16 protein-coding genes are annotated in these 19,873 nt (G+C 67.1%); 9 read left to right on the forward strand and 7 right to left on the reverse strand.

The genetic code is table 11. The annotated features are described in order from the left end of the window. The 5 genes from BHQ18_RS27450 to BHQ18_RS27470 form a co-directional block, all read left to right on the forward strand. Positions 1–321: Ppx/GppA phosphatase family protein (locus tag BHQ18_RS27450; RefSeq protein ID WP_459167239.1), on the forward strand; the 321-nt coding region annotated here is incomplete at its 5' end. Positions 322–393: 72 nt separating this feature from the next. Then, entirely contained in the window at positions 394–1,416 is a 1,023-nt protein-coding gene (locus BHQ18_RS27455) for an Acg family FMN-binding oxidoreductase (protein ID WP_234794340.1), read from the forward strand. Continuing rightward, positions 1,413–2,489 carry a zinc-dependent alcohol dehydrogenase family protein gene (locus tag BHQ18_RS27460; protein ID WP_069416810.1) on the forward strand — a complete coding sequence of 359 codons (1,077 nt, stop codon included), beginning with the start codon at positions 1,413–1,415 and terminating at the stop codon, positions 2,487–2,489. Before BHQ18_RS27455 ends, BHQ18_RS27460 begins: the two co-directional genes overlap by 4 nt. Beyond that, on the forward strand, positions 2,486–3,481 hold the full coding sequence (locus BHQ18_RS27465; protein WP_069416811.1) for a nitroreductase family protein: 996 nt from the start codon (positions 2,486–2,488) through the stop codon (positions 3,479–3,481). Before BHQ18_RS27460 ends, BHQ18_RS27465 begins: the two co-directional genes overlap by 4 nt. Positions 3,482–3,511: 30 nt before the next feature. Beyond that, on the forward strand, positions 3,512–4,387 hold the full coding sequence (locus BHQ18_RS27470; RefSeq protein ID WP_069416812.1) for a universal stress protein: 876 nt from the start codon (positions 3,512–3,514) through the stop codon (positions 4,385–4,387). 8 nt (positions 4,388–4,395) lie between these two features. On the opposite strand, the gene dosR is transcribed toward BHQ18_RS27470, so the two are convergent. Further along, positions 4,396–5,043 carry a hypoxia response regulator transcription factor DosR/DevR gene (gene dosR, locus BHQ18_RS27475; protein ID WP_069416813.1) on the reverse strand — a complete coding sequence of 216 codons (648 nt, stop codon included), beginning with the start codon at positions 5,041–5,043 and terminating at the stop codon, positions 4,396–4,398. Between the two features lie 97 nt (positions 5,044–5,140). Beyond that, positions 5,141–6,130 carry an Acg family FMN-binding oxidoreductase gene (locus BHQ18_RS27480; RefSeq protein ID WP_069416814.1) on the reverse strand — a complete coding sequence of 330 codons (990 nt, stop codon included), beginning with the start codon at positions 6,128–6,130 and terminating at the stop codon, positions 5,141–5,143. A gap of 106 nt (positions 6,131–6,236) precedes the next feature. Here BHQ18_RS27480 and BHQ18_RS27485 point away from each other — a divergent pair, with 106 nt between their 5' ends. Both BHQ18_RS27485 and BHQ18_RS27490 read left to right on the forward strand, forming a co-directional pair. Further along, positions 6,237–7,727 (forward strand): bifunctional aminoglycoside phosphotransferase/ATP-binding protein, encoded by a 1,491-nt coding sequence (locus BHQ18_RS27485; RefSeq protein WP_069416815.1) that lies wholly within the window; start codon positions 6,237–6,239, stop codon positions 7,725–7,727. A 19-nt stretch (positions 7,728–7,746) separates the two neighbouring features. Then, positions 7,747–8,598, forward strand: a complete 852-nt coding sequence (locus BHQ18_RS27490) for a universal stress protein (protein ID WP_069416816.1) — start codon at positions 7,747–7,749, stop codon at positions 8,596–8,598. Between the two features lie 124 nt (positions 8,599–8,722). On the opposite strand, the gene BHQ18_RS27495 is transcribed toward BHQ18_RS27490, so the two are convergent. The 3 genes from BHQ18_RS27495 to ppsA form a co-directional block, all read right to left on the reverse strand. Further along, entirely contained in the window at positions 8,723–9,634 is a 912-nt protein-coding gene (locus BHQ18_RS27495) for a universal stress protein (protein ID WP_069416817.1), read from the reverse strand. Next, a complete protein-coding gene (locus BHQ18_RS27500) occupies positions 9,631–10,389 on the reverse strand; it encodes a universal stress protein (RefSeq protein ID WP_308204737.1) in 759 nt (252 codons plus the stop codon). The genes BHQ18_RS27495 and BHQ18_RS27500 overlap by 4 nt, the downstream gene beginning before the upstream one ends. Before the next feature lie 62 nt (positions 10,390–10,451). Continuing rightward, entirely contained in the window at positions 10,452–12,728 is a 2,277-nt protein-coding gene (ppsA, locus tag BHQ18_RS27505) for a phosphoenolpyruvate synthase (protein ID WP_069416819.1), read from the reverse strand. A 157-nt stretch (positions 12,729–12,885) separates the two neighbouring features. On the opposite strand from ppsA, the gene otsB reads away from it, so the two are divergent. Beyond that, the gene (otsB, locus tag BHQ18_RS27510; protein WP_069416820.1) at positions 12,886–16,485 is read left to right on the forward strand and encodes a trehalose-phosphatase; all 3,600 of its coding nucleotides are present in this window, start codon (positions 12,886–12,888) and stop codon (positions 16,483–16,485) included. After that, positions 16,482–17,462, forward strand: coding sequence for a 1-phosphofructokinase family hexose kinase (locus BHQ18_RS27515; protein WP_069416821.1), 981 nt, complete (start codon positions 16,482–16,484; stop codon positions 17,460–17,462). The genes otsB and BHQ18_RS27515 overlap by 4 nt, the downstream gene beginning before the upstream one ends. 13 nt (positions 17,463–17,475) lie before the next feature. Here BHQ18_RS27515 and BHQ18_RS27520 read toward each other — a convergent pair whose 3' ends face one another. Both BHQ18_RS27520 and BHQ18_RS27525 read right to left on the reverse strand, forming a co-directional pair. Then, on the reverse strand, positions 17,476–18,345 hold the full coding sequence (locus BHQ18_RS27520; RefSeq protein WP_069416822.1) for a beta-ketoacyl-[acyl-carrier-protein] synthase family protein: 870 nt from the start codon (positions 18,343–18,345) through the stop codon (positions 17,476–17,478). Continuing rightward, entirely contained in the window at positions 18,329–19,435 is a 1,107-nt protein-coding gene (locus BHQ18_RS27525; RefSeq protein WP_069416823.1) for a 3-oxoacyl-ACP synthase III family protein, read from the reverse strand. Before BHQ18_RS27525 ends, BHQ18_RS27520 begins: the two co-directional genes overlap by 17 nt. Positions 19,436–19,873 lie beyond the last annotated feature (438 nt).

A 19,873-nucleotide genomic window follows, 5' to 3' on the forward strand; every position in this document is an offset into this window, starting at 1 on the left:
CGCACCTGGGTCGGCGTGGCAGGCACCATGACCACGCTGGCGGCGTTGGCGCACCGGATGGACGCCTACGACTCCGACGCGATCCACCTGTCGCGGGTGCCGTTCGGCAGGCTGCTCGAGGTCTGCGAGGAGCTGATCGCGATGCCGCGGTCCCGGCGCGCGGCGCTCGGCCCGATGCACGAGGGCCGGGTCGACGTGATCGGCGGCGGCGCGATCATCGTCGAGGAACTCGCCGACGCGTTGGCCCGACGCGCGGGCATCGACGAACTCGTGGTCAGCGAGCACGACATCCTCGACGGCATCGCGCTGTCGATCGCCTAGGGGGCCGGGGTAACACCCGGAAGTGACTTACTGCCCTGTCGCGGGCACCTCCGCGCGCGGGATTCTCATGGTGTGACTACCTCCCTGGAGCGCGGGCTGTCGACCCGCAGCGGTCCCGACGCCGAAACGCTGCGCACGGCACTGGCACTCGCGGTCAGGGCCCCGTCGGTGCACAACTCGCAGCCCTGGCACTGGAAGATCGGCGCGCAGAGCCTGCACCTGTACGCCGACCCGTCGCGGCACCTGCCCGCGATCGACGCCGACCGGCGCGACCTGATGATCAGCTGCGGGGCCACACTGCACCACGCGGTCGTGGGCCTGGCCGCGATGGGCTGGCGTGCCAAGGTGACGCGGTTCCCCGACCCGGCGGACCCCACCCACCTGGCCGCCATCGCGCTGGTCGCGCAGGAGCCCACCCCGACCGACGTCGCGTTGGCCGCCGCGATCTCGCGGCGCCGCACCGACCGCAGACATTTCAGCAGCTGGCCGGTGTCGCTGGCCGACATCGCCGCGATCGGGGCCCGCGTCGCGCGGATGGGTATCGTGATGCGCCGGGTGGAGATGTCGATCGACATCAGATCGATTGTGGAGCAGTCGGTTCGGCGTCATCGGGCCGATGACGCCTACCGCGCGGAGCTCGCCGCGTGGAGTGGTCGGCACGCCGCGCCGTACGGGGTGCCCGCGCGCAACATCCCCGAATCCGATCCGGCCGCCCGCCTACCGGGCCGGTTGTTCGCCGCCGCGGAACTCGCGCAGCCGGCCGGGGCGCCCGCGCTGGCGGATCAGGGTGTGTTGCTGGCGCTGGGCACCGCCGCCGACGACGACGCGGCGCGGCTGCGGGCAGGGGAGGCGTCGAGCCTGCTGCTGCTCACCGCCACGTGTTTGGGCCTGGCCAGCTGCCCGGTCTCCGAGCCGCTCGAGCTCGCCGAGACCCGCTCGGCCGTCCGCGACGAGGTGTTCGACGGGCGGGAGCACCCGCAGATGATGTTCCGGGTCGGGTGGGCCGCGGTCGGCGCCGAACCTCTGCCCGCGACGCCACGGTTGCCGCTCGACGCAGTGGTCAGCCGACTGGACATCGAGGAGGAGCGACGATGAAAGCACTGGTGTATCACGGACCGGGGCGGCGAAGCTGGCAGGATGTGCCCGATCCGGTGATCGAGCAGCCGACCGACGTCATCGTGCGTGTCGACGCGGTCACGATCTGCGGTACCGACTTGCACATACTGAAAGGCGATGTGCCGGAAGTCGAACCGGGACGGATCCTCGGCCACGAGGCGGTCGGCACCGTGACGGCCGCCGGGGCCGCCGTCCGCACGGTCGCACCCGGGGACCGCGTGCTGGTCTCGTGTATCAGCGCCTGTGGCACCTGCCGGTACTGCCGCGACGGCAGCTACGGGCAATGTCTGGGTGGTGGCGGCTGGGTGCTCGGTCATCTCATCGACGGAACACAGGCCGAGTATGTGCGAGTTCCGTTCGCCGACAACTCGACCCACCGGATACCCGACGGTGTCACCGACGAGCAGATGGTGATGTTGGCCGACATCCTGCCCACCTCCTATGAGGTGGGTGTCCTCGCCGGCGCCGTTGCGCCCGGTGACGTGGTCGCCATCGTCGGCGCCGGCCCGATCGGTCTGGCTGCCATCCTGACCGCGAAGTTGTTCAGCCCCAGTCATGTCGTCGCGATCGACGTCGCTGATTCCCGATTGGAGGCGGCCCGCAAGTTCGGCGCCGACATCGTGGTGAACAGCAGCCGGGAGGATCCGCGCGCGGTCGTCGACGCCGTCTCCGGTGATCTGGGCGCCGACGTGGCGATGGAGGCGGTGGGTCTACCGGAAACGTTCGAACAGGCCGTGTGCCTGGTGCGACCGGGTGGGCGGGTACCCAACATCGGTGTGCACGGTGCTCCCGCCACACTGCACCTGGAACAGATCTGGATCAAGAATCTGACGATCACCACCGGTCTGGTGGACACCCACTCCACCCCGACCCTCGTCAGGCTGGTCGGCAACGAGCAGATCGACACCACACCGATGATCACCCACCGCTTCACGATGGACGAATTCGAGCGGGCTTACGACGTTTTCGGCAGAGCCGGCGAAACCGGTGCGCTGAAGGTGCTGCTCACTCCGTCGACGTCAAGATCGAGCCGCGAAGGCACCAGGACATGAACGCACCCCGTCCCGATATCGAAACCTTCCGCGCGGCGCTGCTGCTGGCGACCCGGGCGCCGTCGGTGCACAATTCACAGCCGTGGCTCTGGCGAGTGGGTGAGCGCAGTGTCCACCTCTACGCCGATCGCCGGCGACAGCTGCCCAACACCGACCCTGACGGCCGGGACTTCCTGCTCAGTTGCGGTGCCGCGCTGAACCACTGCCAGATCTCCTTCGCCGCGCTGGGGTGGCGTGCCGAGGTCCACCGGTTCCCGAACCCGGACGATCCGGACCACCTTGCGGCTCTTGAGTTACACCGCCATCCGGCCGAGCAGACCGACATCAGCCTGGCCGCCGCCATCCCGCGGCGGCGCACCGACCGGCGTCGCTACGGTTCGGCACGCGTCGAACACGCCGACGTGATGTCGATCGGGTCCCGCGCGGCCGAACTCGACGTCGTCGTGCGACGGGTCACCGACCTCGATGGTCTGGGTAAGCTCGTTGCCGAGGCGGCCCGGCGGCACGCGGCGGACTACGGGTATGCGGCTGAATTGGCAACGTGGAGCGGCCGTTACGCGGCCACCGCAGGTGTTCCGGCTCGCAATACGCCGAAACCCGACGGCACGGCCACCGCTCGGGCCTTCGCCGGGCCGGTGTTACCGCAACCGGCCGGTTCGGAATCGGCGGTGGACAACGCCGTCGTTCTCGCGCTGGGCACTTCCGACGACTCCGATCTGTCCCGTCTGCGAGCCGGTGAGGCGACCAGCCTGACCTTGCTCACCGCCACTTCGATGGGCCTGGCGAGCTGTCCGATCACCGAACCGCTGGAGGTGGCGGGTACTCGAGATGAGGTCAGGGCGCAAGTGTTCGGCGACGGGTACTTTCCGCAGATGTTGATCCGGATCGGGTGGGCACTGCTCAACGCCGACCCGCTACCGCCCACCCCGCGCCGCGAGCTGTCCGAAGTCGTTGTCCGGTTGGACGGTTCGCCGTTCGCCCCCTTGGCGTGATGACACGCCGTCAATTCCGAGGAGTCCCAAATGAACACAGCATCAACACACCACGGCATCGTCGCCGCCGTCGACGGATCCCCGGCCGCCAAGGCCGCGGTCGTCTGGGCTGCTCGCGAGGCCGCCGGGCGAAGAGTTCCGCTGATGCTCGTGCATGTCGTGCAATCGCCGGCGGTGCGAATGTGGCCCGAGGTGCCGATGCCGCCGGAGGTCGTCGACCAGATCAGGCAGCGCGGTCGCGAAGTGCTGGCGTCGGCACAGGAAGACGCGAAGGCGGCCGCTGAGAACATTGAGGTGACAACGCAGTTGGCTACCGCCGACGTGGTTCCCACGCTCGTGGAGCTCTCCGAGAAGGCCGACATGGTCGTCGTGGGCTGCCGTGGATTGGGCGCCATCGCGCGCCGACTGCTGGGGTCTGTCAGCTGGGGACTGCTCCATCACGCGAAGTGCCCGGTCGCGGTCATCCATGAGGGCGCGCCCGAACCGGGTTCCACCGCACCGGTCGTGGTGGGCATCGACGGATCGCCCGCCTCGAAAGCCGCAACCGCGATGGCATTCGACATGGCGTCGCGGCGGGGGGTGCAACTCGTCGCCGTGCACGCCTGGAGCGATTTCTCTGCGTACGAGTTGCCTGGCCTCGAGTTCCTGGCTCTCAAGCAGGAAGCCGAAGAAGCTCTCAGCGAGAACCTCGCCGGGTGGCGGGAGCGGTATCCCGATGTCGATGTCCGGCGCGTCGTCGTGCTCGACCGGCCCGCACACCAACTGCTCGAACAGGCGCGGCGCGCGCAGCTGACCGTACTGGGTAGCCACGGTCGGGGCGGATTCGCCGGGATGCTGCTCGGTTCAGTGAGTTCCGCGGTCGCGGAGTCCGCAGGCACACCGGTGCTGGTGGTCCGCGGCTCGTGACCGGCGGGTCACTCGTTGGGGCGGCGCGACGTGTCGAGTTTCGAGATGAACACCGCGGCCTGAGTGCGTCGTTCCATACCGAGTTTCGCCAACAGTCGGGACACGTAGTTCTTCACGGTTTTCTCGGCCAGGAACATCCGAGCGGCGATCTGCTTGTTCGTCAAACCCTCTCCGAGCAGGTCCAGCAGCACCCGCTCCTGGTCACTGAGCCCAGCCAGGGGGTCGGCCTTCTCCGCGGCTCCGCGCAGTTTGGCCATCAGGGCGGCCGCGGCGCGGTTATCCAGTAGCGAACGGCCGGCACCGACATCCTTGATCGCCTGCGCGAGCTCCATCCCCTTGATGTCTTTGACGACGTAACCGCTGGCACCGGCGAGGATCGCGTCCAGCATTGCCTCGTCGGACGTGAAAGAGGTCAACATCAGACAGCGCAGGTTCGGCATCCGGGAGAGCAGGTCGCGGCACAGTTCGATGCCGTTGCCGTCCGGTAACCGGACGTCGAGCACGGCCACGTCGGGCTCGAGCGCGCGGATCCGTGCCATCGCCTGGGCCACCGAACCGGCTTCGCCGACCACCTCGAGATCGGGATCCGCGCTGAGCAGTTCGATGAGCCCGCGACGGACCACCTCGTGATCATCGACGAGGAAGACCTTCACCATCAGGTGCCCTCCTGACCTTCGGCCGATCCGTTTCGCCCACAATACTCAGGAACCCGCGGCCTGCGGTCTCGCTCTTCAGGTGTGGCGCCTCGGGCCATCACCGGGGTTTGACGTCGAGCACCTCGGTGAGCGGTCGGCGGGGCGTGGCCGGTGGCGGGTTCTCCATTTTCGGCGCCGACCCCACCCTGATCAGCAGCTGCGGCAACGCGACCCGGTCGATGAGGTACGCGACGATGTCCCGGCTCGCGCGCAACTCGGTGATGTGCGACAGCGTGCACGTGGCCAGCCCAGACACGGTGGCGTTCAACAGAACCGCCGACAGCGTTTCGCCGCACCGAAGGACGCTGGCACGGTCGTCGTCGTAGGTCGACAGCACCACGACTTTTGATCTGTCGTCGCCGTATGCGGAGCGTCGGTTGTGCTCGTCATGGGAAACCGGAAAGCTGCGCCCGATGGCGACACGGTCGCTTTCGGCGGCTGTCGGCAGCATCCCGCGGGGGATACCCTCGCGCATCTCGAACGGGGCGGTCCACCACTGCAGCTCCTCGTGGTAGTAGGAGTCGTAGAACCGCAGCGATTCGGTGAGCCGGGAGGCCTGGGCGAGTTCGGGGCGCAAGTCGTCGGCGATCACGTCGAGCCGGACGTACTCGGTGGCATCGAACCGGCGCAACTGCGCTTCGACGGCGGGCCAGTCCGCGGGCTCGGCGAACGGCAACCGGTCCGTGCGCCTGAGCAGTATCGCGTCGGCTCGCCGGCGATGTCCCTCGGTCACGAAGCTGATCGGTGAGAACTCGATGGTTGCCAGGTGCAGTGTGTTGTTGGGATTCGGATACCGTTCGATGTTGGCATCCCATCCGGCGGCCGCCATTGCGACGCGCAGGTGATCGAGCACCGCACCACAGGCCAGCAAGGCCTCGCGACCCGAATGGTCATGTGCGGGCAGCACCCGGTTCTTGTCGAGGAACAGGTGTGCAACGGCCCCGTCGATCGTCCAGTGCCATGGCTGACTGTTGTGCAGCGACGGGGCCCGGCATGCCACACGGATGGCGTTTGTGAGCACATCCGTCGTGACCAGCGGCTTTCCCATACAACGATTCTCTGCCCCCGAATGCGCCCGAACCAGGGCCAATGGTCCCCACGCCGGGGTCTTCTGGCACTGTTCCCAGCCGCCGGCGGGGCCGACCATTGATTTCATGAGCGCTGTGGTGGAGCAGTTCGATCACATTCCCGGACCCGCGGTGGTGGGCGACCTGGCGGCGCGAATTCGCGAAACTCACACCGGTCTGGTGGTGCTGGCCGGCGATCGGGCCTACAAGACGAAGAAGCCGGTCGTCACCGACTTCCTGGATTTCGGCACGGCGGAGCGCCGCACAGCTGCCTGCGAACGCGAAGTGGAGCTGAATCGCAGGCTGTCTCCGGACAGCTACCTGGGCGTCGGACGCTTCGACGATCCGCTGACAGGTTCGCACGAACCCGTGATCGTGATGCGTCGCTACCCCGATCACACCCGGCTGGCCGCGCTTGTGCGCACCGGCCGCCCGGTCCACGATGTCTTGGAGGTCATCGTGCGAAGACTTGCGTCTTTTCACCGTGACGCCGAGCGTGGCGACGCTGTCGACAGCTGCGGCAGGCCAGATGCGGTTGCCGAACGGTGGCTGCAGAACCTGGACGAACTCGACCGCCACGGCGTCCTGGACCGAGACGACATCGGCGAAGTCCGGCGGCTCGCGACGCAGTTCATGACCGGCAGGGCGGCGTTGTTCGACCGGCGTATCGCCGACCGGCGCATCGTCGACGGCCACGGTGACCTGTTGGCCGACGACATCTTCGTGGCAGCAGACCATCTCGCGATCCTCGATTGTCTCGAGTTCGACGATCGCCTGCGCTACGTCGACGTGCTCGACGACATCGCTTTCCTCGCCATGGATCTCGAGTTCCTCGGCCGCCCGGATCTCGGGGAGTTCTTCGTCGAGACGTACCGGCGCGGTGTCGGTGACACCGCGCCGGAATCACTTGTGCATTTCTACATCGCCTACCGGGCCGTGGTCCGCGCCAAGGTCGACTGCGTCCGAGTGGCGCAGGGCCATCCCGAAGCGGGCGAGGACGCCTGCCGGCACCTGGCAATCGCGCTTGACCACCTGCGGGCGGCCACCGTGCAGCTGGTCGTCGTGGGTGGCGGGCCGGGCACCGGTAAGAGCACTTTGGCGGCAGCACTCGCCGAACATCTTGCAGCGGAAGTCATCTCGACCGATGTAGTGCGCAAGCAGATGCAGCAGGCCGGAGTGATTTCAGGTAGCACGGGGTCGATGGGCACCGGACTCTACGCCGCGGAGAACGTCGAAGCCGTCTACGACGAGGTGTTGCGCCGCGCGCGCGCCGCGCTCGGCGACGGCACCTCGGTGATCCTGGACGGCACCTGGCGCGACCCTGAGCGCCGCGAACACGTGCGTGCCATCGCGGGCCTTTTGGGTACACCGTTGACCGAGTTGACCTGCGCCACAACGGTGACCAATGCGCAAGACCGGATCAAGACCCGCCGAACCGGTGCTTCCGACGCGACCCCCCAGATAGCGGCCGCCATCGCCGAGGCTGCACCGGAGTACGGCGGTCACGTCATCGACACCACGCGTCCGTTCCTCGAATCGCTGGCCGAGGCGCGTCAGATCTGCTGCGCGGCGATCTGAGCCGGCGCAGGAACAGGTCATGGACCCCCAGAGCCATCCGGTCGTCGTGGGCGTCGACGGGTCACAGGAAGCCCTCCAGGCCGCACGGTGGGCGGCGGCGGCGGCGGAGCGACTCGACGCTCCGCTGTGCGTCGTGCATGCCCGGCCCTACTCGGGTCACAATCCGTCCGACACGGTCGCCGCGGTACGGGTCGCCGAGCGGGGGGCCGCACGAGAGACTGCGGATTCCGGGACGGTGCTGGCTGCTGCGCAGGACGCGATCGGCCGTCACCACACGGGTGTGAACGCCGAGTTCGTCTACATCGCCGAACCGGTAGACGAGGTGCTCGTCCGATTGAGCGTGCACGCCACCATGGTTGTCCTCGGATGCGGCAGCGTCTCGCCCGGTGCTGCGATTCTGGTCGGTTCGACGACGGTGGCGGTGGTTTCGCGTGCACAGTGCCCCGTGGTGGCCTGGCGGGGGGACGTGACGGAACCGGACCAGCGCCCGATCGTCGTCGGGGTGAACGGTGACGACGATGCCCGGATCGCCGTCACCGCCGCTTTCGAACTCGCCGACCGCTTCGGGGCCGGCGTCGTGGCCGTGCACGCGGGCACGATGGCCAGATCGGCGGAGGAGTCGCACCTGTCCGCGGTGATCGATCCGCTGGTGCGGCTCTACCCGGACGTCGAGGTGACCCTGGTGGTCGACAAGGACAAACCCGCCCGTGCGCTCCTACGCCAGCTCGACGGCGCACAGCTGGTGATAGTCGGAAGCCGTGGACGCGGCCTGCTCACCGGCGCTCTGCTCGGTTCGACGGGATTGAATCTGCTGCATCACAGTCCGGTGCCGGCGATGATCTGCCGTTCGAGTCGGGCCTCACACGACTGACGCAAGGACCACTGACGCGCTGACGTGAGTTGGCCGGAACGACGAAAGGGCCTGTGAACCTTGGGAAGTCCGGTAGAAGGTGCGGCGGAAGTGACCGTCGAACGCGTGTCGTACGCGAGCACCCTCAGCCCGTGCTCGGCTGACGGTGACACACCATGACGGGGACGGGGCAGTGGTGCAGCAAGCTGAGGCTGGTCGAACCGAGCAGTGCACTGGCCAGGACGCCTCGTCGCCGTCCGCCCACCACCACGAGCTGAGCGTCCTCCGCGTGGCGCAGCAGGCACGTGTTCGCCGACTCCGGTTCCAGGTAGTAGCGCACTTTCACGCCGGGATACCTGGCGGTCCAGGGGTCCAGAGCGGTGAGAAGACCCTGCCATTGAAGTGTCTCGAAGGCGTCGGCATCGGTCAGGTATGGGTTCACCAGACCCGGGAGCCGGAACTTCGGCCAGGCGTGTACGGCGCGCAGCTCGACGCCGAGACGCGCGGCGACCTCGAACGCAGCGTCGAAAGCGGCCATGCCGACGGCCGGATCATCAACACCCACAACGATCGGTGCGGCGGTCGGGGTATCGAGCTTGCCCCGCCATGCGACCACCGGACATGCGGAACGGGCGGCGACGGTCAGCGTTGTCGAGCCGACCAGGATCGCCGCCGCCGGCGAGACCTGGTCTGTTCCCAACACCACCATGCGAGCGGTGTTGCTGCGTGTCGCCAGCGCTTCACCGGCAGGGACATCGCAACGCAGGCTGATCAGATCCAGTCCAGGGAATCGAGTGCGTAAATCCTTCTCGTGTCGTTGCAGTACCGAGGTGGCCCAGTGTCGTTGCCGTTCGCTGACGGGGGAGAGCAGTGCAGCGGCGGCATCGGCCAGCGCGGTACCTCTCGTTGACAGCCCGGTCACCAGCTCCAGCGGCGCATCGAACTTCCCGGCAAGCGCGGCCGCCCAGTGTGCGGCCGCCGCCGCGGCCTGCGACCCGTCGACGCCGACGACGATCGGAGCGTCGCCCTCGCGCGCCGTGTCTGACCGCGCCGTCACGGACGCACCACCAGTACTGACGATTGTGCGTGCCGGAACCGATGCCGGCCTTGGGGACCCAGGATCGCGGGCAGTCTGGCGATCTCGGATCCGCCGATCACCGCGAGTTGCACATACTCATCCTGTCTCTTGAGGAACGCTGCCACGTCGGCGCCATCTCGAACCGGGTACACCCGGATCCCGGGGTTGCTTCGACGTAGATCGTCGGCGTCGCTTTCGAGATCATCGCGCTGCCCGACGATCAGCACGGGGGCGTTACGTAGCTTCGCCTCCCGGGTTGCCATCTCGAGTATCGGCCTGTCTTCAGCGGTCCCGTTGGCGGCCACCAAGATCCAGCTGATCGTGTCGGTCGGTTCGTCCGACCGTGCCCGGATGATGGCGACGGGGCAGCGCGCGTTCTCCGCGACCTCGATCGAGGTGGAGCCGAGAATCGAACGCGCGAAGCGACGGATCCCCACCGATCCCACGCATAGCAGGGCGGCGTAATCGCTTTCCGAGACGAGCGCCGCCCCGGGGGGACCGTCGATGATTGCTGTTTCCACTTCGACCGGTTTTCCGGACTCCTCGACGGCCGCCCGCGCGGCGTATACCGCGTCCTCGGCGCGGTGCACATCGTCGTAGTAGTCGTCGGCGCTCTGGTGACGCGCTTCGGTCACCGCGATCAGGCGCAGGGGTACCTCTCTCGCCACTGCTTCGTCGGCGGCCCACAGCGCGGCCTGCACCGCTGCCTCCGAGCCGTCGATACCCACGATCACCGATGACGTCGTGCGGTTTCTGTTCATTTCACTCCCCAATCACTCACCGGCTTTGGTGTCGGTCAAGGACTCGCTGTTGCTCGCGCGGCGTCCAACAGCAGCTGCCGTTCGGCTGAAGCAACCACTCTGCGCGCGTCGTCGGCCGCGTCGGGGTTCACCGATACCGAGGTGATGCCCATCCGGACCAGGTGTTCGGCGAACGCCGGCTTCGTCGACGGCGCCTGACCGCACAGGGAAGAGGTGATACCTAACCTTCTTGCCTGGCTGATGATCTGGCCGATGGCGTCCAGCACGGCAGCATCGGATTCGTCGAACAACTCCGCGCAGATGTCCGAGTCACGGTCGACGCCCAGCATCAACTGCGTCAGATCGTTGCTGCCGATCGACACGCCGTCGATGCCCATCCCGACGTATTCGGGCAGCCAGTACACGACCGACGGGACCTCGGCCATCACCCAGCGGTGAAGTCCGCGTTGACGACCCAGTGCACTGTCATCGACGAGGGTCAGGCATTCCTCGAGTTCCCACCGGGTCCGCACGAACGGGAGCATCAGGTGCACGTTCGGGGACTGCTCACGGACCCGGGCCAACGCCTGCAGCTCCAGCGCGAACAACTCCGGCTCCTTGATGTAGCGGTAGCAGCCGCGGTAGCCGATCATCGGATTGTGCTCGACGGGCTCGTAACGCTCACCCCCCTCGAGTCCGCGGAACTCGTTGCTGCGGAAGTCTGTTGCTCGGTAGACGACGGGCCGCGGCGCGAACGCGGCGGCGATCCGGCCGACCGAGGTGACCATCCGGTCCACCAGGGCACCCTGCTCGCTGCGCGCGATCAGGTCTCGGGGATGCCGTCCCTGCAGCGCTTCGGTGAGCATGAACTCGGCTCTGAGCAGGCCGACGCCGTCGACGGGCGCAGCCGCCACCGTCTCCGCACTGTCGGGCATCGCGAGATTGACGTAGATGCGCGTCGCGGTGGTTTCGGCGGGTTGTGCGATGACTCGAGTCCTCTCGGAGACAACGGTATTGCGCACGGCATCGCCGGTGTCTCCGGCCAGAACACGGCCCTGCGATCCGTCGACGGTCACCAGCGTGCCGTCGTGCAGGTCGCGGGTCGCTGTGCGAGCACCCACGATGCAGGGCACACCCAACTCCCGGGCCACGATGGCAGCGTGACAGGTCATACCGCCGGTATCGGTCACCAGGGCGGCCGACCTGCGGATGGCCGGTAACCAGTCCGGATTGGTCATCGGGGCGACGAGGATCTCGCCGTTCTGCAACCGTGCCCCCTCATCGGGTGACGCGAGGACCCGCACGATGCCCGTGGCCGTCCCAGGTGCCGCGGCCAATCCTTGGCCCAGTACCTCCCCGGACGCGGGCGCGGGGTGCAGCGTCGTGATCGGGCGCGCCTGAACGAGATAGACCGCTCCGTCCTCGATCGCCCACTCCGTGTCCTGCGGGTTGCCGTTGTGCTTCTCGGCGGCAACGGCGAGATCAGCGATCTGCCGGAGCTCGGCGTCGCCGAGCACACGGGCGTCGGCTTCGTGATCGTCGAGGTCGACGGTTTCGTCGTGTCCGTCCGCGCCGCGGACGATCTTGAACGACTTGTGACCCACCCGGACGTCGAGGATCTCTCGGGTCTGTTTTCCGACGATGTAGGTGTCGGGTTCGACCTTGCCGGAGACCACGACCTCGCCGAGCCCGAAAGCAGCTTCGATGACCACGCGGTCGGTGTCGCCGGTACTGGGGTCTGCGGTGAACGCGACACCTGCCTTGTCGGAGTTGATCATCCGCTGAACCACCACGGCCATCGCCGGGTCACCGGTGAAGCCGCGGGTCGCCCGGTACGTGATCACCCGCGGGCTGAACAGCGAGATCCAGCACCGCAGCACGGCATCGATCAAACCTTGTTCGCCGACGATGTTGGTGATGGTGGCGTTCATCCCGGCGAAGGAGGCATCGCTGCCGTCCTCACCCGTGGCCGACGAGCGCACCGCGACGGCCGCTTCGCGACCCAGTGCGGCGTACGCCGAAAGCACACGGACCCGAACACTGTCACAGACCCCGGCGGACTGCACCAGTCCCTGCAGCCGCACGCACAACTCGTCGAGGCCGGCCGGATCATCGACAGCATCGAGTGCCTCTCGGTGCAGCTTGGCGAGCTCGGACTCGACTCCGGCGGCGCGCATCGAATCGAGATAGCAGTTCCGCAACAGGACGAAACCCGGTGGGACGGGTAGCCGCGCAGCGACCAGCTCACCCATGTTCGCTCCCTTGCCGCCGGCCTCCTCGGCATCGGTGATCCTCAGCGCGGCGATGTCGGACACGTATTCGTCGTTACTCATACGCCCAGCTTCGGCATCCCGCGCGGTGCCGGATAGCGGCCGAGGACCGCAGCCGAGGGGATCAAGGTCCCCGATGTCGAGGGCCAATGGTCCCTGGCCCGCGCGAGATGACTTCCTGCCCTAGCGGGCTCGACGCGTCTGCGGAGAGGTTTGGACGATGACCGGCGCACCTGTGAGGCCCTCGAAGCGGGTCGGGATGATCGACCCGCGACTCCACGACGCGGTGATCTTCGACCTCATCGGCCTGGCTGAGGCCGGGATCACCCTGGATTCGACCAGTCCCCTGACCCGCAAGCTCGCCGATGCTGAGGTCCAGACGGTGGTCTGCTCTGAGGTGGACGGATACCGGCTGAACGCCGCCGAAGAAGCGCACACGACACCGGAACGCGTCGTTGTCGTCACAAGCACCGCGCAGCGCGTGCAGCGGGCATCGCGTTGCGGTTATGCCCTGGTCGTCGGGGTCCGCCCGGCCGGCTGCCCGGAGGCTCTCGAGTCCAGCGGCGCCGATGTGGTGGTGAGCGACCCGATCGAACTCTCTGTCAGGGCCGGCACCCGGCGTATCTCTGAGCTGCTGGACGTCGCCGAGTGCTACGGGCAGTTGATCGCCGCGGTCGACAGCAGAACCCCGTTCGTGTGTCTGGACTTCGACGGGACCCTGGCGCAGATCGTGGCGGACCCGGCAGAGGCCCGGCTGGTCGACGGTGCGGCAGAAGCATTGACCGAGTTGGCCCGGCAATGCCCAGTAGCCATCCTCAGCGGACGCGAGCTGTCCGACATCCGCGAACGAGTGGGCATTCCGGGGTTGTGGTACGCAGGTTGTCACGGGTTGCAGATCGTCGGCCCGGACGGTACCGAATACCGTAATGATGCTGCTGCCCAAGCCATACCGGCACTGCAAGCCGTGAGCGACGTATTGCGGCGCGAACTCGCCGGCATCCGGGGAGTCGTGATCGAACAGAAGTCGTACGGTGTCGCCGTGCACTACCGCAACGCGGGCGGACAACTTGCGGACAAGATCATCGACGCGGCACGCCGCAGCGCGAAACGGCTCTCGCTGCGAGTGACGACGGGCCGCAAGCTGGTGGAACTGCGTCCCGACATCGACTGGGACAAGGGCAAGGCGCTGACCTGGATCCTTCACCAGATCTCAGACGACCACCGGAATGCTCCGATCTACGTCGGTGACGATCTCACCGACGAAGACGCATTCGACGCCCTTCGGTTCAGCGGAATCGCGGTCGTGGTCCGCAACTCCGAAAGCGGTGACAGGCCCACCGCGGCGCGGTTCGCCGTCAGCGACCCCGCCGAGGTGCCTAACCTGCTGGCCACAGGTGCGCGTTGGCTTGAACATCGGAAATGCCAGTGGAATTCGGCGTGGGAACTCCGTTTCGACGGTTACGAACCGCACAGCGAAAAGCTCCGTGAGGCTCTCTGCACGCTGGGCAACGGCTACTTCGCCACCCGCGGCGCAGCTCCGGAGTCCGCTGCCGGTCAGGTGCATTACCCGGGTACGTACGTGGCCGGGGTGTACAACCGCCTCGAAGACACCCTCGCCGGGGCAAACCTCGACCACGAGAGCCTGGTCAATCTGCCCAACTGGCTGTGCCTGACCTTCCGCATCGAGGGCGCGGAGTGGTTTGATGTCGACGCGGTGAACCTGTCGTCGTATCACCAGACCCTCGACGTCCGATCGGGCATCCTTACCCGCGAGTTGACCTTCGACGACGACGCCGGTAGGACCACCTCGGTGGTCCAGAGACGTTTGGTGGCAATGCATCAGCCGCATGTCGCGGCGCTCGAGACCCGGATCACGGCGAAGAACTGGTCGGGCCCTCTCGAGATCCGGTCCACGATCGATTCCAGTGTGTCCAATCGCGGGGTCGACCGCTATCGGGATCTCGGCAGCAACCATCTCGAATCCGCGCAGACGTCACATCTCAGCGAGAACTCGGTGTTGCTGACCGTGCGCACCAACCAGTCGCAGATACCCGTTGCGCTCGCCGCCCGCACCACGGTGTGGACGGAGGAGAACCCGGCCGCCGCGAGATACCGCGCTGTCGACAGTGACTTCGAGGTCGGTCACGAGATACTCGTCCACGTCGGCGGAGGACAGACCGTGACCGTCGACAAGGTGGTCACGCTGACGACGGGCCGCGACGTCGCGACCTCCGAACCGGCCGCCGGAGCGGTACGGCAACTGGACCGGCAGGGTCGATTCGACGAGATCCGCCGCGGGCACTCGCTGGCTTGGGCCCATGTCTGGGAACGGATGTGGATCGAACTGGAGGGCCACCAAGGGGAACTGGGCATTCTGCGACTGCACATGTTCCACCTGCTGCAAACCGTGTCGAATCACAGCGAGGATTCCGACGTCGGAGTCCCGGCCCGCGGCCTGCACGGGGAGGCGTACCGCGGTCACATCTTCTGGGACGAACTGTTCATCTTCCCGGTGCTCAACCTGAGATTCCCGATGATCACGCGAGCGTTGCTGCGTTACCGGTACCGGCGCCTCACCGAGGCGCGTCGCGCCGCCCGGCTCGCCGGCTACGCCGGGGCGATGTTCCCCTGGCAGTCAGGTAGCGACGGCCGTGAGGAAAGCCCCACGATGCATCTGAATCCGCGCTCCGGGCGCTGGAATCCGGATGCCAGCCACCGCGCTCATCACGTCGGCATTGCCGTTGCCTACAACGTCTGGCAGTACTACCAGGCGACCGGCGATTTGGCCTACCTCATCGACTACGGCGCGGAGATGCTCATCGAGATCGCCCGTTTCTGGGTGAGCCGCTCGACGTACCGAGCGACGCGGAACCGTTATGACATCAACGGGGTCATCGGGCCCGACGAGTTCCACTCCGGCTATCCGGACCACCCATTCGACGGCATCGACAACAACGCCTATACGAACGTCATGGCGGTCTGGGTGATCCTGCGGGCCATCGACGCCCTCGAAGCGCTTCCCCTGCCCAACCGACTGGACCTGCGCGAGCGACTCGGGCTCACCGACACCGAACTGGACGAATGGGATCACGTCAGTCGTCAGATGTTCGTTCCCTTTCACGACGGGATGATCAGCCAGTTCGAGGGTTATGACCTGTTGTCCGAACTCGACTGGAGGACATACCGAGAGCGCTACGGAGACCTACAGCGTCTCGACCGGATACTGGAAGCCGAGGGCGACGACGTGAACCGGTACCGCGCCTCCAAGCAGGCCGATGCGCTGATGCTGCTCTACCTGCTGTCCTCGGAGGAACTGCGCGAGCTTCTTCACCGGCTCGGTTACGCTTTCGCGCCCGAGAAGATACCCGAGATGGTCGATTACTACCTGGGCCGGACCTCGCACGGTTCCACACTGAGCGCCGTGGTGCACTCGTGGGTATTGGCGCGCGCCAACAGGAAACGGGCGATGGACTTCTTCCGGGCCGTGCTCATCTCCGATGTCGACGACATCCAGGGCGGAACCACCTCCGAAGGAATCCATCTCGCCGCCATGGGGGGCAGCGTGGACCTCGTGCAGCGGTGTTACACCGGCCTGGAGACCCGGCAGGATCGGCTGGTGCTCGCCCCGCACTGGCCCGAAACGCTGGGCGTGCTCGCCTTTCCGATCCACTACCGTGGGTTGCATCTGCACGTCCGCGTCAGCGGGCGGGGCGCGCAAGTGAGTGTGGGCCAGCAGAATGTGCCGCCGGTGAAACTGGAGTGCCGGGGGCGGGTATACGACCTGGCCCCCGGTACGGTCGTTCGGCTGCCTGCCGAATGAGGCAGCGCAGTGCGGGTGCGGGGCGATCGCGCATCGTCACGTTGACGATGAACCCGGCCCTCGATATCACCACCACCGTCGAAGCGATACACCCGACGAGCAAGGTGCGATGCTCGGCAGCTCGCTACGACGCGGGCGGCGGAGGCATCAATGTGGCCCGGATCGCCTCGGTTCTGGGGATCCCCACGTCGGTGGTCTTCCCGTCAGGTGGATCGACCGGAGCGCATGTCGAGAGCCTGCTGTCCCGAACAGAAGTGCCGGCCCGGGTGGTGCCCCTCATCGATTCGACGCGGGAGAGTTTCACGGTCCACGAACGCGCGACCGGCGAACAGTACCGGTTCGTGCTGCCCGGCCCGCACCTGACCATCGCCGAGCGGAACAGATGTCTCGAGGAGCTGCGGCTGGCGGCCCAGTCCGTCGAGTTCGTCGTTGCCAGTGGAAGTCTGCCCCCCTCAGTGCCCGCGGACTGGTACCAGCTCGTCGCCGACATCTGCCGTGACGTCGGAGCGCGACTGGTGCTCGACACCTCCGGTAACGGGCTGATGAACGTTCGCAGCGGCGTGTTCCTGCTCAAGCCGAGCCTTCGCGAACTGCGCGAGTGCGTCGGCCGCGACCTCGTCTCCCATTCGGAACAGGTTGACGCCGCGCGCGAACTGATCGACCGGGGGATCACGGAATCGGTCGTCGTCTCGTTGGGCGCCGACGGGGCGCTGCTGGTGACTGCCCGTGAGGCTCACCACTTCGCCGCGGTGGCCGTCAACGTGGTCAGCGGCGTGGGCGCCGGCGACGCGATGGTCGCCGGAATCGTCGTCGGCTTGGTTCAGGGTCAGCCGCTGGTCGAAGCGGTGCGCCTGGGCGTCGCGGCGGGAACGGCGATGCTGCTGACACCGGGCACCGCGGCTCCCTCCCGGTCGAGTGTGGAGCGGTTCGTCGATCTCGTGTCCGCGCCGACCTCGGTGGCACCGCTCACGGCGTGACAGCCGAACGAGACTATCGCCGGTACAGGGCCGCGCCCGCGGAGAACCCCGCACCGGCGGCGACGACGAGTACCTGCTCGCCGACCGAGGTGGCCGCAAGTGCCTTGGTCAGTGCGGATGCGAACGAGGCGGTGTGCTGACGCGGATCGTCAGCGACCGTGATGAGGTCGACCGGCACATTCAGCTGCGCCGCCAACTCGGTGCGGTATTCCTGCCCGGCGGGGGCAGCGACGACCGCATCGATCCGGTCGAGCGGGGTCGCAGCGGCGCCCAGGCAGCGGCGTGCCGCCCCGGCTGCGACATATGCGAGTTCAGAAGCTGCCGAGGCAGTTTCGGCTACCCGCAGCACGTTGTGATCACCGGCCATCGCGATGGTGGCGGATACGAGTCGCCGGTTGTCCGGCGACCTCTCCCAGGCAACCGGGCCCAGACCGCGGGCGTCCTCGTGCCAGGTGCACAGCAGCGCCGAGCCGGTCGGGCTGTACGGGAATGACTCACTGCACCTCCGACCCGGATCGGCATCGGCCGCGACCACCAGCGCGCAATCGATGACGCCCGCACCGAGGAAACCGTCGACGATCTGCAGAGCCGTCAAAGGGCCGCAGGACCCGTTGGCGACATCGAAGGAGAACGTTCCGTGGGTACCGGTGGGCGGTGGTTCGGGGTTGGCTCCGATGTCGTGCTGGATCATGGACGCCAGCGCCGGCTCGCCGAGGTTGCGGTCGCGGTAGATTCCGACGTTCACCAGCAGATCGACCTCGTCGGCGGGTCGTCCCGCAGCGCGCAGGCAGTCCCGGGCGGCACGGTCGGCCAGCCGCAGGGCACTGTGCCGGTCCCGCCAGCCGGCTTCGACCACCGAGATCTGGTCAACGACGGTTCCCATGGCGTTCCACCATCTCCTTGTCGAGGGTGAGAAGCACGAAGCCGATCTCCAGTCCGGATGCCAACGCGATGAGCGCGATCGTCTCTCCGGGGCGAATATGTCCGGCCTCGAGCTCTTCGACCAAGGCGACGGTGTGCGTGGTCGACGCGGTGTTCCCGTAGCGGTCCACCGTGATCACGGCGTCGTGACGGGGAGAACCACCGAAGGCCTCAGAGACCTCGGCCATACCTTCGCGAATGGCCCGCGCCGACGTCTGATGCGTGATGACGTGGTCGATGCCGTCGATTCTGAGTTCCAGCTCGTCGAGAACCTCGTGCAGCAGAAACGGTGTGTGTGCCATCGCGGCCCGGTGGATTCCTCGTGCGTCGGTGAACATCCGCGCACCCGGCTGATTCCCCTTCGGATAGCCCATGCACAGCCGGCTGTAGTCGGCCAGCGTGGTGAAACCCGCCAGGACAACGCCGTCGCTGCCGGCCGGGGCCCGCTCCAGCAGCAGCGCCGCGCCCGCGTCGCCGAGGGTCAGCGACGCCAACTCCTTGCTCATGACGTTGTGCACGTGGCGGGCCGCGTTGCGCCCAAGCGGAGAAATGTACTCACCGCTGACGATCAGAGCGCGTTCGACAGTGCCCTGGCGAATCCAGTTGTTGGCCACCGTGAGCCCGGTGAGCATGCCTGCGCAGGCGTTGTTGATGTCGAAAGTCATCGCACTTGTCGCGCCGATCGCCTCGGCGACGGCGGAACTCATCGTGGGTTCCAGCCACTGTGTGAGGCCGTCGCGGAACTTCGTGATACTGCAGTTGATGACGACGTCAATCGAGGCGGGATCCCGTCCGCCCCGGGACAGGCAGTCCATCGCCGCCGTGGCAGCCAGGCTGAACGAGTCCTCATCACCGACCGACACACGGCGCTCTGCAATCCCGGTCAGCCGTTCGAGGTCGACGTGAGTGCGGTGGCGGGTGGTCGCCATCAACTCCCGGGTCGTCAGCCGGGTGGCGGGCAGGTGGCGGCCAGCCGCAGCCAGTCGCGATCGGTACGCCGAACCGGGACCGGTCCCGGGCGGTTCCATGACCAGCCAGTGCGTACGTGCCATGTATCGAGTCTGGAGCTGTCGATCGCCCCCACACAGAGCGTTTCGACCGTCGTCGATGAGGACTTTGGACTCTTAGGGTTGCGGCGGGGGAATCATCAGCTTCGGTCCATGGCTGAGCACAAAGGTTCGCTGGCAGCGACTTTGGCTGCGCTGGCCGCAACAGCTACGTATCGAGCCCGGGTGCGGCCACGGCTCTACACCTGGGGCGCCACGGACCACGAGATCGCTGTCGAGCTACCCGGCGACGGACTCGTGTCGAAGGGGTGCCCGCGACGGGCGGAGCGAACCGCGGCACACGCTCGTCGAGACGGCGGGCAGCAGCCTGCGGCCGAACTGAACGAAAGGCCGTCGATTCGTCGCTGACCGGTATGACTGATGGCACGATGGCGATGTGACACAACCGAAGCGCTCGGTCGGGTCGGACGGGGTTGACAAACC

The organism is Mycolicibacterium flavescens, assembly GCF_001722335.1.
Classification (GTDB): Bacteria; Actinomycetota; Actinomycetes; order Mycobacteriales; family Mycobacteriaceae; genus Mycobacterium; species Mycobacterium flavescens.